13 protein-coding genes are annotated in these 16,239 nt (G+C 35.3%); 2 read left to right on the forward strand and 11 right to left on the reverse strand.

The window, feature by feature from the left end; translation table 11 throughout:
- Positions 1–208: 208 nt before the first annotated feature.
- The 3 genes from LT143_RS19935 to LT143_RS19945 form a co-directional block, all read right to left on the reverse strand.
- Positions 209–1,126, reverse strand: a complete 918-nt coding sequence (locus LT143_RS19935; protein WP_246946160.1) for a hypothetical protein — start codon at positions 1,124–1,126, stop codon at positions 209–211.
- 488 nt (positions 1,127–1,614) lie between these two features.
- A complete protein-coding gene (locus LT143_RS19940; RefSeq protein WP_246946161.1) occupies positions 1,615–1,986 on the reverse strand; it encodes a hypothetical protein in 372 nt (123 codons plus the stop codon).
- Complete coding sequence (locus LT143_RS19945) at positions 1,983–2,792, reverse strand: hypothetical protein (RefSeq protein ID WP_246946162.1); 810 nt, start codon at positions 2,790–2,792, stop codon at positions 1,983–1,985. The genes LT143_RS19940 and LT143_RS19945 overlap by 4 nt, the downstream gene beginning before the upstream one ends.
- 159 nt (positions 2,793–2,951) lie before the next feature.
- Between LT143_RS19945 and LT143_RS19950 the strand changes: the two genes are divergently transcribed.
- Positions 2,952–3,476 (forward strand): hypothetical protein, encoded by a 525-nt coding sequence (locus LT143_RS19950; RefSeq protein ID WP_246946163.1) that lies wholly within the window; start codon positions 2,952–2,954, stop codon positions 3,474–3,476.
- 295 nt (positions 3,477–3,771) lie between these two features.
- Here LT143_RS19950 and LT143_RS19955 read toward each other — a convergent pair whose 3' ends face one another.
- Complete coding sequence (locus LT143_RS19955) at positions 3,772–5,070, reverse strand: tetratricopeptide repeat protein (protein WP_246946164.1); 1,299 nt, start codon at positions 5,068–5,070, stop codon at positions 3,772–3,774.
- 645 nt (positions 5,071–5,715) lie between these two features.
- Complete coding sequence (locus LT143_RS19960; RefSeq protein ID WP_246946165.1) at positions 5,716–6,249, reverse strand: DUF3267 domain-containing protein; 534 nt, start codon at positions 6,247–6,249, stop codon at positions 5,716–5,718.
- A 475-nt stretch (positions 6,250–6,724) separates the two neighbouring features.
- Here LT143_RS19960 and LT143_RS19965 point away from each other — a divergent pair, with 475 nt between their 5' ends.
- Positions 6,725–8,764, forward strand: a complete 2,040-nt coding sequence (locus LT143_RS19965) for a molybdopterin-containing oxidoreductase family protein (protein WP_246946166.1) — start codon at positions 6,725–6,727, stop codon at positions 8,762–8,764.
- A gap of 44 nt (positions 8,765–8,808) precedes the next feature.
- On the opposite strand, the gene LT143_RS20660 is transcribed toward LT143_RS19965, so the two are convergent.
- From LT143_RS20660 to gabT, 6 genes are all read right to left on the reverse strand, one after another.
- A complete protein-coding gene (locus LT143_RS20660; RefSeq protein ID WP_418909859.1) occupies positions 8,809–10,209 on the reverse strand; it encodes a methyl-accepting chemotaxis protein in 1,401 nt (466 codons plus the stop codon).
- A gap of 135 nt (positions 10,210–10,344) precedes the next feature.
- Positions 10,345–11,607 carry an ATP-binding protein gene (locus tag LT143_RS19975; RefSeq protein ID WP_246946168.1) on the reverse strand — a complete coding sequence of 421 codons (1,263 nt, stop codon included), beginning with the start codon at positions 11,605–11,607 and terminating at the stop codon, positions 10,345–10,347.
- A gap of 228 nt (positions 11,608–11,835) precedes the next feature.
- Positions 11,836–11,961, reverse strand: coding sequence for a hypothetical protein (locus LT143_RS20540; RefSeq protein ID WP_272495879.1), 126 nt, complete (start codon positions 11,959–11,961; stop codon positions 11,836–11,838).
- Positions 11,962–12,086: 125 nt separating this feature from the next.
- On the reverse strand, positions 12,087–12,674 hold the full coding sequence (locus LT143_RS19980; protein ID WP_246946169.1) for a hypothetical protein: 588 nt from the start codon (positions 12,672–12,674) through the stop codon (positions 12,087–12,089).
- Between the two features lie 368 nt (positions 12,675–13,042).
- Positions 13,043–14,482: an aldehyde dehydrogenase family protein gene (locus LT143_RS19985; protein ID WP_246946170.1), complete on the reverse strand. Its 1,440-nt coding sequence runs from the start codon at positions 14,480–14,482 to the stop codon at positions 13,043–13,045.
- Positions 14,483–14,491: 9 nt separating this feature from the next.
- Entirely contained in the window at positions 14,492–15,847 is a 1,356-nt protein-coding gene (gene gabT / locus LT143_RS19990; protein ID WP_246946171.1) for a 4-aminobutyrate--2-oxoglutarate transaminase, read from the reverse strand.
- Positions 15,848–16,239: the final 392 nt, after the last annotated feature.

Consider the following 16,239-nt stretch of genomic DNA (forward strand, 5'->3'; position numbering starts at 1 on the left):
TACTGTTAACTCTTAATACCTATTATAACCATTTCAAGCAGTGATAAGGAAACATTATCCAGAAATTATTATTGTAAACTAAAAAATGCCAATCTTTTTTAAAGAAAGGCATTCCTGTGTAGTTTTCAAATTAGGTCTTTATTTTGTAAAAATTCACCGTTTCTCATCTGTTTTATAGAGACAAATTATTACTACGTTAAAATTAGTTTTAAACCAATAACCCATGTTTATAATTACTTTTAGTTCCTAATAATTTATCTCTAGTTTCTAATATTCCTAAATCTTTTATTAATCCATCTATAAGATAACCAATAGAACGTTTGGTTACATTAGGAAGCTTGTCATGCATAAATTCCATTTGCACAACAGTAATAGAATGTTGCTTATCTCCTTTTTTTAATGAAGCATGATAGAAAGGAACGTAATCAATTTTTGACATTTTACATAACCTAGCAATACCCTCTTGTTCCTTTTCTGATAAGAGTATTTCTCTAATCGTTTTACTCGCTGGGTTACCATGACAAATTATTAATCTTGGAACCTCATAGTTGCTGCTATTTAACTGTTGCTCAACATATTTTTTACAATTCTTCCGAATTTTTTCCGGTATAATATTCCAACTATCTTTAATTATTTTTTGTTCATTTCCCTCTAAATCGGAATAATTCGTAACTATATCCTCAAAGAGTTTCCCTATCATTACCTCAGGTTTATGCCTAACTGAACCACACCTAATTACATCTGTATGAGCAACACCATAATCTTGCCCTAGTAATTCAAAAAGGATCGGAGATACAGTATTGAATTTTTTAAAGTATTTTTCATTTTTAAATACCTTTTCTTTTCCATTTTTTGCGATAAAGCAGTCTTCTAGCTTATCTAAACTTCGTCCATCCAACTCAATTTTTTTCCACTTTTTTCCCCTCGGCAAAAGGTAATCTAAGTCATATTCACCTTCGTTGAAAGCTTGATTAATCCCGTAAATCCAAACTAAACTATTTCTTTTACCTTCTAATAGTTGCCACGGCTCGTATTGTCTCTTATAAACACCTGACAAACCGAATTTTTGATTATCATGTTCAAACACATTATCACAAAGTTTACATGTAGTACATTTGTCTGACAAAATATCCACCTTCTTTCTTAGCCAGTTCTTTTTATACATTCTATTATTATAAAGGAAATTTAATTTTTAGACTTATTTAGTAACATAGTCTAAAAATAGAACAGAAAAAATACCCTAATTAAAAATATTGACTTGAATTTAAACTAGACCTCATTTGTGCTTCATCACATATACCCTCTAAATTATTTAACCCTTACCAATCTATCTATTTCACCAGTTATGTTTAATGTACAAAAGTTATAAGTTCTAGACACTATAAAAAGACTGCTCATATTCCACTAAAATAACTATTTTCACTATCTTTAAGTTAGTCTGGAATGTAATTACAAAAGATTTAAGACTTTTAGACAACAAATAAATGGACATGAACTATAAAAGCAATAAAAAATATCCCTAGAAATTAAATAAGATCACCCCGGTATAAGCCGAGGTAATCTATTAGCAGAAATATATTGGTTCTTAATTATAAAAAATTTGTATTTTCGTAGTTAATGAATATACAAACGATTAAAATTAGGTAACGTTTGTTCGGACTGCAAGTAACTTGAAACCCACTGAAATCCCTTATCTTGTATTTGAGATTGTAAAAATAAGCTCCCACAAAGACTAGCTAATTCCACATTATTCTGTTCACATGCTTTATTTAAAGCATGTATTAAACCCATTCTTTCCTGATGTTGACTAAAGTTAAACTCTGACAGCAGTTCCTTTTGTAAACGTAATTGCTCTATTCTGACCTTGTTTTCCGAAGATATCCGATGTCTCTCTGTTTTTTCTTGCTCTCTAGCAATCCCATACTTAGTTAACCCATTAATCACTTCGCCAAATACAGTAACTGTTTCAGGTAATAAGGTTTTCATTGCAATCCTCCTAACGTGGACTTGATAAATTTAAGTACTTCTTGGGATTTATGAGAAACTTCTCTATTATCAAAAATATCAGTCGATACAACTATGTACAACAATGATATATAAACCATACCAAGATCTAATGTGTTTTTATTGACTGAGGTACCAGACAACGAAATCTTTTGATTAACTGCGTTAAGATTTTGGGAGAGATCCTTAGTAAAGGATTGAAACTCTTTAATACGATTTAACACATTATCTAGTGCTGTTATACGAAATTCTAATTGTTCTTTGGCACGTAGAATATCACTCTTTACTGCCTTTGCATCCGAAAGATTATCGTCTGCTTCTCCTATTCTAAATAACAAAAAGAAATTATCTAATTCAAATCTAGTTCTTGGAGCCTCAGGAATCTTCATGTCGAAACGGTTAATAATCTGATTTTGAACCGGAACGTGTTGAAAGTAATTCTGTTTTACACTTTTTAATTGGTTGCTAAGAGAAGCATTAGCAATATACCTTTCAAATCTAGACATTTCATTATGTAAGCAACTCTCTTTCAACCTACAAAAATCATTAAAGTTCTGCTTAACTGTGTTGAATTTTATCTCATATCGTTCCTTTGTCTCATTGTAGCTATGACGAGCTGAACTTACCATTGAGTTTGCCATTCGATTTTTTTCATAAGTTGGAATGTAGTTATCTTCACCTTTAATTACTTCATGATAAAATCCCTTCGTAGCATATTCTCCAAGGTCTTTTATATCTTCAAAAATTTCCTTAAAAAGAGACATAATATCATCCATCCTCTTATTCAATTTTCAAGCCATTAGTATAATTGACAAATAATCCCATTAAAATACATATAAACAAACAAAATTAGCTTTGTGAATTTCTAATATAGTAAGATTGAAATGAAATAGAGATTTCATCGGTATTACTAACCTAACTAAGCTGATGACAGAGAGGTCAAGTATATGAAAAATAGAATTATTGAGATAGAGAAATTAAGAAGAAAATGTGGTCTGCTAACTATTGTAGAGGATAATAACGGACTACTTAAGCTAAGTAATCGTCCCAGTTCAAGGGGGTGTGGTTTATATTGGATTTATACATCATATACATTAGAGGATTTATGCAACGCGACTATTTCTAAAAATAAAAATGCTATAGATATCCCCTTTTTAGCGAAAAGTAGGAAAGATTTAAATAATGTTATACATCCAAGTGAGGAAGGGGAATTTTGGATAGTCTATAATGGTATCGGTGGAAGAAAACCAAATAGTAATCACTATTATGACCTAGGGGCAAGAATCCTTCAAGAATTTAGGGATAATCAGAAAACGGGTTCGTTAAAAGTGTTGGGAACAAATCTTAGTAATTTAACTAAATGGAGATACAGCTATGTAGAACTTGACTATAGTGAATACGAAATACATAAAAGAGATATTGAAACGGGTTGGAGATTAGAAAATGGCTGGCCAATTTTATCTAAGCAATAAAAGGCGAATAAATTCGTCCTTCATTTGCTTCTATTATTTATTATTTAGAATTAGTCATTTCTAAGAAGGTGATACATGATATTTACATCTAATAAATATACTTAAGCACAGTTTTCTTCCCCGTATTCGCTAAAATATATCACCTTTATATTCATCGTCTTTACTTTGATTAAGAGGCCATCAACCCTTCTTGGATCGATGGCTTTTTGTTTATGTAGATCATAATATTCTTACACCAATAACACAATCTATTTTATGGCCTTCATAAAACTACTTCTTAAATACATCCGTCTATTCATTTAATATAATTATATTTTATAAGCTCACTCTTTGCCCTTGTATTACTAGGGTTTATATTTAATATTTGTTTTAAGCATCCAATCGCACTTTCAATTGAGTTTTCTCTCTCATACATTCTATATTCTTTAAATAAGAAATTGACAGTGTCTGTACCAGCTTTTTCAAAGTGATCATTCGCTTGTTCATATTCTTTTAAATCAATATATACGGCACCAATACCAGTATGAGCTTCCATATCTCTTTCGTTGAGTTCAAGGGCATTTTTATAACACTTTAACGCATTATCATAGTCTCTAATATCTCGATATAAGCCACCTAAGCCGTTTAAAGCAAATTTATCTTCTTTTATCCTCAAAGACCTTTGATAATGAGTAATTCCATCCTCATGATATCGTAATTTTCTATATAACCCACCTAATTGTGTAAGAGTGTATGTACTGTTAGGTTGAAGTTCCAAGGCTCTTAATAGAATAATTTCAGCTTTGCTATATGCTTTCAGTTCCTTATATAACCTTGCAATACTATTTAAGGTATTGTTGTTTGTTATATTTTCTAAATGATATCCAGCTTGTAGTCTTTTAATTTCCATTAATTTATACTTAATATCAGGAAATTGATATCCACATCTAGACATTTCCTCAATCCATTCAATGGATTTACTGATATCTTCATGATTAAGATGAGTAGACACAATGATACTAGAAATGTTTTTAACATCAAATGTCAATTTTATTTTTGATTTTAATAAGTTTGTAATCTTCCAGCCATTTTCAATGATTTTTTGGTAGTTACCCTGAGATTTATTTAATATGAGTACTTCATTCGCAAGTGTATCTACAGCATTACTATTTTGTATATTTTGATCTATTCCATTACTATTCTTATACTTGTCTAAAAATGAATTAAAATTAAATCCATTTTCAATAGGGACATTATTATATTGCTTTACTCCTATGATATGTTCTTTTCCATACGAATACATTTGGTCCCATGATTTAAAGAAAACAATATTCAAGTTATCTTCTAATCCTTTTACTTTACCGTGGGTAATTCCAAATACCCTTTCTCTTTTCTCTAATAGCTTTAACAATATTTTTTGTATTTTTGTATTTTTAAATAAAAGTTCTTCGAATGTACCTAATAAGTGTGAGTCATGATCTTCAAATGATTTCTTAAAAAAGGGCCTACCACTATGATAAATTTTGCGACTAGAGGAATTAATCCAAAACAATGTCCCTTCTAAAAAACTTCTATGTACTTTAAATTTAACTTTTAACATAAGTGTTTTTTCCAACTACCTTACCCACCTAACGTTATTAATATAATAAGGTTCTCTTCTATTCACCAATCATTATTTTCTTCCCCGGTATATACAATAACTATAAAAAAACACCTTTTCGCCCTTTTGGAAATAATAGTTAATTTATAAAATTCAACAAAAAAACGGTACTTCCTTCAAAAGGGTACCGATTTCTTAATCTCATAACACTATTACTGTAAATGGCATACTGTCACATCTCTATTTCTTACTAGTTGGACTAACAACTAATTTCTAACATATTCTGGGTCACGCTCTGGTCACATCTTGGTCACACACTACCGAAGCCCCCCGGAAATCAAAGGTCATATAAAAAGTGAAATTCTCTTAAAAACCTTGATACAAAGCCATTTTAGGACACTTATGAAAACTAGAGGAAATATCATCTTCCACCCTGGCAGCGTAGAGGTCAGGGGTTCGAGCCCCCTATGCTCCATCGAATATAAATCGCGTAAAAAACCTTGAGAAATCAAGGTTTTTACTTTTGCCGCTACCACTCTCAGACATTTAATTGTCTTTGGAATCTTAGAACACTTCAATTTTTCACACTATGGACAATGTTATTTATATAACCGCCTGTATGTAAATCCACTTAATTGATTCAACTATTTATAGAATAACTTAGACCTTTAGATTTACTACACACCCAATTGCACTGGGATGATCTTCTAGTAGAGCATCATGTGGATACTTATATATTTTACGGAAAATAATCCAATCTCCTACGCCTCCTGCGATTAAAAATACCGAAACCGTAACCCAAAGTCCATTTCCTAAGATTACACCTAAACTAAATGGCACAATTCCAGTTAGAATTACAGGTAATAATAAAGATATTTTATAAGACAAAGCAGTAATAGGTACTTTGCAATGTGCGTAAGGCATCATATGTTTCATTATAAAACCGAATTTAATATCGCCTAGTTTTGCCTTACCAAAAATAATAAACCCGATTGCATGTAACAACTCATGTATGATTATTCCTAGCATATAACAGACGTAGAACTTTAATAGAATGTCCCACCCAAGATTTATCTTAAAGCCCCAAATTGGTAGATATAGAACAAATGCTAAAACTGTAATAATAAAAGAATACGTTATAGCTTGGCGATTCATATCACTTGGGTCTACAGTTACCTCAATTCTTTCATTCATCCTCAATGCTCCATTCTTAAAAATTTACTTTCGTTTTATTTTAAAATTCATAACATAATTTAATTAGTAACTATCACTGCCTTTACTTGTATTGGTAAGTTCATATTTTTATTTTTTTATACGAGCATAAAACGTTAATTACCGCTCTCATCAACAAATTGTTCAAAACTAATATATCAGAATTTTCCTATTCAATAATTCAAAAACATTCACTTTTTCTGAGGTAATATATAAAATTTGGAAAAATTCATATTAAAGCATAATGAAAAGAACAAACCCCTATTGAGGTTTTTTTGCCTTCTTTGAATGATCAACACGTACTTCAATGCTAAGATTGTACCAGAGTTAATATACCATACCTAAAAAAGCTTTTTCTAAGAAGTAACTGATGATTTAAATCTTTTTTATTCACTATAGATTCCTACTAAAATATAATCTAACTATAAGTGCCGATAATGGTAAAGGAGCTGATCTCATGTCGTACGCTACCCAAAAAGATGGTATCTTTCCTTCTGTATGTTCTCTTGATTGCCCAGATCAATGTGGATTGTTAGTTCATAAAAAGGACGGAAAGATTATTAAGATTCAAGGAGATCCGAATCATCCAGTAACGAAAGGAAACATTTGTAATAAGGTTCGCCATATGACAGAGCGAATTTATGACTCCAATCGATTACAGTATCCGATGAAACGAGTTGGCGCTAAAGGGGAAGGAAAGTTCGTAAGGATAAGCTGGGAGGAAGCCATCCAGACGATTACGGACAAATGGAAAACACTAATCTCCTCAGACGGTCCTGAAAGCATTCTACCTTATAGTTTCTATGGAAACATGGGGTTGCTTAGCGCAGAAGGAATGGATCGCCGTTTTTTTCACCGACTAGGTGCTTCCCTGTTGGATCGCTCCATCTGTTCGGCAGCTGGCTCAGTCGGATATAAGTATACAATGGGTGGAAGCTTCGGGATTGATCCTGAAGACACCATTCACTCTAAGTTAATGATCTTCTGGGGTATAAATGCCGTTAGTACCAATATGCATCAAGTCGCGCTTGCTCAAAAGGCCAGGAAAAACGGAGCTAAAATCGTTGTGATTGATGTACATAGAAACCAAACAGGGCAGTTTGCTGACTGGTTTATCCCGATACTCCCTGGAACAGATGCCGCCCTAGCACTTGGGATAATGCATATCCTATTTAAGGAGAATCTCGTAGATTTAAACTTTCTAGAGAACTATACTGTTGGACACGAAGAACTCCGCAATCATGTTATTCAATATGATCCAGATACGGTCTCGAACATTACAGGGGTTCCCGTCGCTGATATTTATAAGCTTGCCCGAATGTACGGAACGACTTCTCCCTCTTTTATCAGGATAGGGAACGGTCCACAACATCATGATAATGGTGGAATGTGCATCCGATCGATTGCTTGTCTACCCGCTTTAACAGGACAGTGGCTAGTGAGAGGTGGAGGTGCTATAAAAGGTAATGGTGGTTATTTGGCTCATAATGCTGAACGTCTACAGCGCAGTGATCTACTTGCTAAGAAGAACACTAGAATGATTAACATGAACCAATTAGGAAAAGCACTACTTGAGCTCGACCACCCTGTAAAATCATTATATGTGTACGGGACCAATCCAGCTGTTGTAGCACCTGAGGGTAATAAAGTAAGAAAAGGTCTTGAACGAGATGATTTATTTGTTGTCGTTCATGAACTGTTTATGACGGAAACTGCGAAGTATGCCGACATTATTTTACCTGCAACCTCTGCTTTTGAGAATACAGATCTTTATACCTCTTACTGGCATCATTATATTCAGATTCAAGAGCCAGTCATTAAACATTATGGTGAGTCGAAGTCTAATGTGGAAGTGTTTCATTTACTCGCAAAGGGAATGAACTTCGAGGAAGCTTGTCTCTATGAAACCGAAGAGGACATGATTGAGCAGGCGTTAAGCCACGAGCAAAATCCTTACCTAGCAGAAATTAATCTTACTAGTTTAAAAGAGAAGAAATACCAGAAAGCTAATGTTACAACAAAGTTAGTAGACAATCTCCCAACACCAAGTGGAAAAATTGAATTATACTCTAAACAGATGGAGAGAGATGGACACCCTGCCCTTCCTACCTATGTACCTATCGAGCAGGATGGAGATTTTCCGTTTCTGTTTATCCCAGGACCCAATCATAACTTTGTCAATTCAACTTTTTCTCATAACGAAAAGCATATAACACTAGAAAAGGAACCAAGATTATTTATGAACGAGAAGGACGCTGATTCATTAGGTATTAAAGCTGGTGAATATGTAAAAGTATTCAATTCAAGAGGCGCATGCACACTGAAGGCATCCGTTGGGGAAACAGTTTTACCTGGTGTCGTTGTCACTCAAGGTTTATGGGCGGACTTACCTGGCACAAACCAGCTCGTAAACTCGTTAACTTCTGATCGTCCCGCAGATATGGGAAATGGTGCTGTATTCTTTTCCTGTCGAGTGGATGTTCAAAAGATAGATTAAACGAAGGAAAAAGGTTATAGCAAATTTGCTATAACCTTTTGTTCTTAATCGTTTCTTTTCGTAAGCTTATTTAAGTTTTCAATCATTTCTTCTAGTTCTTTAAAGCTTTGACTAATCTCTTCAATACGCTCTGTTTGCATATCAAGTGATGCGGTCATCTGCTCGATAGAAGCCGTTGATTCTTCTGTAATGCTTGAAATGGTCGTAATCTCCTCACCAATTCCGCTAGCATTCTCATCAAGATTCTTTAACATTCCTTGTATCTCAGAAGCTTTAGCCATCACATCGTTCATGTTTTGGGTCACGACATTAAATACTTCAATAGAATCATTTGCAGCCTTTCGCCCTTGTTCAATTACTGTGTTGCCTTTCACTAATTGTTCAGACACAGCGACAGTTTGGAACTGAATATCTGAAATAATGTTAGCAATGGCTTTCGCAGAATCTCCTGCACTTCCTGCGAGTTTCTGAATCTCAGTCGCTACAACAGCAAAGCTCTTTCCATGTTCTCCCGCCCTGGCTGCTTCAATCGAAGCATTGAGAGATAAGAGGTTTGTTTGAGTAGCGATGTCATCTATTGCTTTTAAAATTTGATGAATACTTTGAGTCTTCTCCTCAAGTGTGTTCATTAACTGAACTGTCTTACCCTGCATGTCAACTACGTGCTGTAGCTCCTGCTGTAATGTTAGTATTAATTGGTTTCCTTGCTCAGTAGCTTTTGAAGTAGAAATAGATAAATCCTTTAATTCCATAGAATGCTCTGAAACACCTGTAATAAAAGTATTAGTATCCAACACTTTTTCATTAATATCAACGATTCCAGCAGCCTGCTTCTCCGCACCCTTTGCTACCTCGGTATAGCCAGTAATCATCTCTCTTGAGATATCTTTTGTCTCTAACACTCGTCTGTTAAGAGTTTTCCCGAAGTTTTCGATGACTGCAACAGAATTAGCAACTTCCTCAAGTAGGCTTGTTACTTTTACTTCGCTTTCCTTCACATCTGTTAACATTTTTTTACCCATTAATGTAATACAGTAAGAAACGACACCAATCATGACAATCACGATATTTGTCACAATTCCATCTACAATAGTCATCGTTTGGTAATAGGGATGGAAAAGAAGATAGATGATATTCGCAAATAATCCATATATGGCTGATAGAATTGCGATCTTTCCGTGCAGGTAAATAAGTGACAATAGAGCTATAATTGGCCAAGCTCCCCATGTTTCTTCTGAAGGAATAAACCAAATAAAAATTAAGCATACAAAGAAGGAGGTTGCATTAAGTAAATACTTCCCTTTTTCATGCTCTTGAAATTTCTTAAATACAAAGTATACTAACCCTACTAAAAAAGGAGTCATACCTAATAATATGAAGAAATCTCTCCAATATATAAACTCAAGCAGTGTAAAAACGAATAAAATCGGGATACACGCAAGCATTAAACCGATTAATGTTAAAGTTAGAATCTTGGAGCTAAGCTTTTCATACGAGCTAACCACTATATTGTCCTCCTATCAAACTGGTATACTTATATATCGACTTAATAAATGATAGATTAAGTCATTCATCATATTTTAATGTTGGTGGTGTATAGGTAAGGTCACTTCCACTTTAGTTCCTACGTTCTTCTCACTTTTAAAATGGATGGTTCCTTTATGTTGTTCAACAATCTTCATACTAACAGTCAAGCCTAAACCAGTTCCTTTTTCCTTAGACGAATAAAATGGTTCTCCAATTCTCGCTAGAAAATCTTCGCTTAATCCTATGCCATAATCCTCTACTGTTATAAGGACCTCATCTGTTCCTTTCTTTTTAATTGAAACTTCAACCTGACTATTCTCTCTTGAAGCTTCAATGGCGTTCTTTACAATATTAATAAAGAGCTGTTTGAGTTGATTTTCACTACAATCAATACTGATCTCTTCCGAAGCCCGATAGTTAATATTTAAGTTGTTCATGTTTGCTTGAGTTTCTAATAAGCTAAGTACATCTGTAACGATATGGTTAATACTATGTTTAGAAAAGCTAATTTTTTGTGGCTTCGCTAGAATTAATAATTCTCCAACTATATGATTAATGCGATCTAACTCATTTAACATAATTTCATAATATGGCTTATTCTTTGTTGCCGAATCATCCTCTAAAAACATTTGGACAAACCCTTTCAGTGACGTTAGAGGATTTCTTATCTCGTGACCGACACTGGCAGCTAGCTCCCCTACCACGGACAACTTTTCTGTTCTCCTTAATTTCTCTTCAGTTAGCTTTTTATCCGTAATATCTCGGCCTATCACTACGAGCGCTTTTCTTGCACCGTTTTCATAGAATAGAGGTACTTTGATCGTATCAAATATTTTTACTGTCCCATCTGGCATTGGAATCGTTTCTTCACAACGAGTGGTTGTTGCATTCTGCCATGCTTCCTCATCTGAAGCTTCGCAATAAATGAGAGCCTCTCTGTAAAACGAAGTATATTCAGCAAGTTCAGAGTCCTTTTTCCCTTTATAGTCCACTCCTTCAAGCTGAAACAACTTAAGTCCGAATTCATTCGATTCAATCCATCTTCCTTCTCCATCCTTAAAGTTGACGAAATCAACCATGGAGTTAATAAGCGTGGAAAGCTGTTCTTGTGATTCCTTCGTTTCTATTAATTCTTCCTTTTTAGTTAAAGAATAATAGAGATAAAGGGCCACTAATAGTACGTATATAAATTCCTTACCTATTACAATGTTTCTTGCAATTTCAACAGATATTGGACTAATCTCAATTAAGTAGTTCGACCCATAAATCCAGAATAGACTAAAAAGGATAAACAGAATTAATTTATAAATCTTCATTCATCGTGTGCTCCTTATATTACAATCCTATCAACCTTATCATTGTATAGTATTTAGCATAAAAAAAGTAGGGTTATAGTACTATTTGGTAATAATTTTCAAAAACTGTTCACATCTCATTTTGTTTGTTTTGTGGGAGCAACTTACTAACTGCATTCTCGTATTCTGTATAAGTGAAATAGTCTGTCATTCTTTTGTTTGTCCGTTATTGCCTCTTTCATGCTAGTTTCATTTATTCTTGGTAGCTTCGACCTGTTTTCTTGCTGATTCAAGCGATTTTTTTGCCGGTTTCTCACTTTTTCTTGCAGATTCAACCTGTTTTCTTGCGACTTCATTATTTTCTTGCCAGTTCATCCTATTTTCTTGCGGGTTTCCCACTTTTTCTTGCGACTGCAACCTGTTTTCTTGCGACTTCCGATCTTGCAAGATCAAGCATGTTTGAACGACTAAGTCTAAAAATAGTAAAAACCGCTAATTTCTCAGCGGTTTACCTTTACACTTGTTAGTACATATTGACCAACTTCATTTTTATAGTATTCAATTAGGATAGGAGTACCTTTTTCAATAGATCCCCAATCAACATCTTTAATGCCGCCTACTTGCAAGGCAATGGTCTCTGATTCTGTATGGACCTCAATCGAATTCACATCAATCTGACCGACATATGCGGCTTCTTCCTTTTGTGTAACTAGTTTCTTACTAGATGATTCCGGTACATCGATGCTTACCAATTCATACTGTCCTAGTTCATTCTTAAAGTACTCTATTGTTACAGGTGTATTCTTCTCAAGACTGCTCCAATTCATATCGATCCCCTTACCTATTTGGAGAGTAAGAGTTTCTGTCTCTGTATGAACCTCAATAGAATGTGGATCCGCCTGCCCAACGTAGGCTGCCTCTTCCTTCAATAAGACTGATTTTGATTCATTGTTATTACTAGTACCTGAGGACCCATTCACAACCTGGCTTTCTGTTGCTTGCTCAACCTGTTTGTCAGAAGTAGTAGTACCGCAAGCTGCAAGTGCTAACGTTAATCCAACGACTGGAATAAATTTTATAATCTTCATTTTTGTCACCTCATAATTTATTTGATTTCAAATTATGAGACGGATACACTTCCAAAAAGTTACAGATTAAGCTTAAGAATTTAAGGGATGTTTAAAACCCTCTTGTAAAGAAAGATTTGAACTATACTTTACAAATAAGGTCTCACTTCCACGATATATCTCTTTTTCTAGCTTTACTCCTTTTTGATACCACTGTTTAAAACTATACCAAACACATTATTAGCTAATTGATTAAAACTAGCTCTAATTTGGTCATTTTCTACAAAATTTCGTATAAACAACAATTTCTCCATTATTCATCTTCCCTTTCCTAAAATTGCTCACAATAAAAGAGAGGGGGGGCCCTCTCTTACATCTGTAATAGGATGTTAATTTCTATTAATAATGACTAATTTCAGCTCCGTCATTTCTTCAATGGCATACTTAATTCCTTCACGCCCAGTACCACTTTCTTTCACTCCACCATAAGGCATATGGTCTACTCTAAAGGTTGGTATATCGTTTATTAGGACTCCGCCAACCTCAAGGGTTTCTGCTGCATCTAGAGCGGTATGGATATTTTCCGTATATACACCCGCTTGTAAGCCAAATTGAGAGTTGTTTACATACTGAATGGCTTCTTCTACTGATGAAACCTTGTTAATGAGAACAACCGGAGCAAAAGCCTCCTGACATGAGACCTTTGATTCGTTCGGAACATCTAGTAGAACGGTAGGATGAAGAATATTACCTGTACGCTCTCCTCCTATTGCTACTTTTGCTCCTTGATGAACAGCCTCCTGAATCCATTCTTGAACACGCTCGACATCACTCGGGGAAATAAGTGCTGATACATCTGTTGACGGATCCATAGAATCGCCGAGTTTTAGTTTACTAGTTGCCTCGACAAACTTATCAACAAAGTCCTCATAAATGTTTTCATGAACATAGATACGCTGAAGCGAAATACAAACTTGCCCCTGATAAGCAAACGCTCCTGTGACACATCGGGATATCATTTTCTCAAGTGGTACACCTTCATCCACAATGACTGCTGAATTAGAGCCAAGTTCTAACGTTACTTTCTTTAATCCAGCTTTATTTCTAAGTCCTATTCCAACTGCAGGGCTTCCAGTAAAAGTCACCATTTTCACGTGAGGATGTGTAACAAGCGCATCTCCTACTACACTCCCTTTCCCCGTGACTACATGTAATGCTCCCTTTGGAAGGCCGGCTTCCTCCGCAATTTTTGCAATGAAATAAGCAGACAATGGAGTTTGGGAAGCTGGCTTAAGTACCACTGGATTACCGGAGGCGATTGCTGGTCCAACCTTATGTGCGACTAAATTCATTGGGAAGTTAAAAGGGGTAATCGCTGCCACGACTCCTAATGGTTCTCGAACTGTATAAGCAATACGGTTTTCTCCACCCGGTGCTGCATCAAGAGGTAGCGTTTCTCCGTAGATTCTCTTTGCTTCTTCTGCAGCAAACTTATACGTTTGGATCGTTCTTGCTACTTCTCCCCTTGCTGTGGAGATTGGCTTTCCTGCTTCCTTCGCAATAATCTCTGCCGCTTCCTCAAAGCGTTGTTGAAGTAGTCTAGCGATATTTTCTAAGATCGTAGCCCTTTCATGGGCAGGCATTTTTCTTAATCGACCTTTAGCTTTCTCTGCAGCTTGGACCGCCTTCTCTACATCCTCAGCTGAAGCCAAAGGTATCTCTCCTATTACTTCACCGCTATATGGTGAGTACAGTTGAACGTATTCCTGTCCGTTAATCCACTCCCCATCTATATATAATTTTTCCTTCTGTATTGGTTTTAAGGTCATTTGATCATATCATCCTTTCTCAGTAAGATCTTGAAACACTTCGTCTATAACGGACAAAGCTTCATGTAACTGTGAGTCCGTAATAACAAGAGGACTTAAAATACGGATTACATTACTGTATATACCCGCGCTCAATAAAACAACTCCTCTTCGGTTACATTCTGCTACGACTCTTGCTGTTAATTCTTTATTTGGTTCTTTTGTAATTGGGTCTTTTACCAATTCAATCGCACACATGGCACCAAGTCCTCTTACATCTCCAATCACTGGGAATGATTGTTGCATCTCTTTAAATTTTGTGAGGATCATCCTTCCAATCTTTGTAGCTCGATTCACAAGATTCACAGTTTCTAACAAGTTAATGACCTCAAGCGCAGCTACACAACCGAGAGGACTTCCTCCATAGGTACCACCAATCTCTCCTGCCGCCGGTGCATCCATGACATCAGCTCTTCCTGTTACTGCACTTATTGGTACACCCGCTCCCAATGATTTAGATAGAGTAATAATGTCAGGTTCAACCCCAAAATGTTCACTTGCAAACATTTTCCCCGTTCTCCCAAAGCCTGTTTGAATTTCATCCATAATTAAAAGAATTCCGTGCTTTGTGCAAATCTCCTTTATTTTTTGAATGAAATAAGGAGAGGGAATCACAAAACCTCCTTCTCCCTGGACAGGCTCTAGAATAAAAGCCGCAATGTCTTCAGGAGGAACTTCACCGATAAAGAAATCCTCCAACTGCCTAATTAGGAATTGATCTAATTGAGAGTCCGTCATCCCCTCGGGTTTACGATAGTAATAAGGGTATCTTAGCTTATAAATATCGGTAGCTAACGGTCCAAATCCATTTTTATAAGGCTTTACTTTACTCGTTAATGCCATTGTTAAAAAGGTTCTTCCATGATAACCTCTGTCAAATGAGACAATCGCTCTTCTTCCTGTATATTTCCTTGCGATCTTCACAGCATTTTCTACTGCCTCTGCTCCGGAGTTTAGAAAGAAGGTTTTCTTTTCAAATCTCCCTGGTGTAATGTCATTTAATTTTTTAGCCAGTTCAATATAAGAATCATACATCAGTACATTAAAGCCTGGATGGATAAAACGATCTAGTTGATCTTTTATTGCTTGAACAACGGTTGGTGGACAATGCCCTACATTTAAGGTACCGATTGCTCCCGCTAAATCAATAAGATGATTACCATCCACATCTACTACCATCGCACCTTCTGCCCGGTCGATGAAAGCAGGGGATGTATTAAAGGGTCCTCGAGGAACATGTTGTTCTCGAAGTCTCTGAAGAGAGGCCGATCGCTCACCAGGTAGTTCTGATTTCAAATGAATATGATTTCGTTCAACTTTTGCCATACAGACACACCCTTCCAAGGTATAAATTCTAAGCAATTTTACCCACGAAGTAACGAGTGAAGACGAATGAGTACTATCATTATATTCACCTATTCAGAAACAAAGGTTATTGTACTAGTAGATTTTTTATTCACATTACTTTTTCAGAATTTTCAATTCCTTTATGTATAAAGTATACTAGACCATACAAAAAAAATACCCAGCATCTACGAGGCCACTGAAAATCTACCGATTTTTAAAACTTAGTAATGATTAATAAAGAAAAAGCCGACTTTTTTCCTAAAAAGGAAGAAGAGTCGGCTTTTTTTCTTCTAAATCATCGTATATGTATCTCTTTTTATCCTAGTAGCTTTAGAATCCTTTTAATGTTTACCGTAAATATAGCCATTGCC

Origin of the sequence: Bacillus pinisoli (assembly GCF_023036475.1) — a bacterium.
In the GTDB taxonomy this organism is placed as follows: domain Bacteria; phylum Bacillota; class Bacilli; order Bacillales; family SA4; genus Bacillus_BS; species Bacillus_BS pinisoli.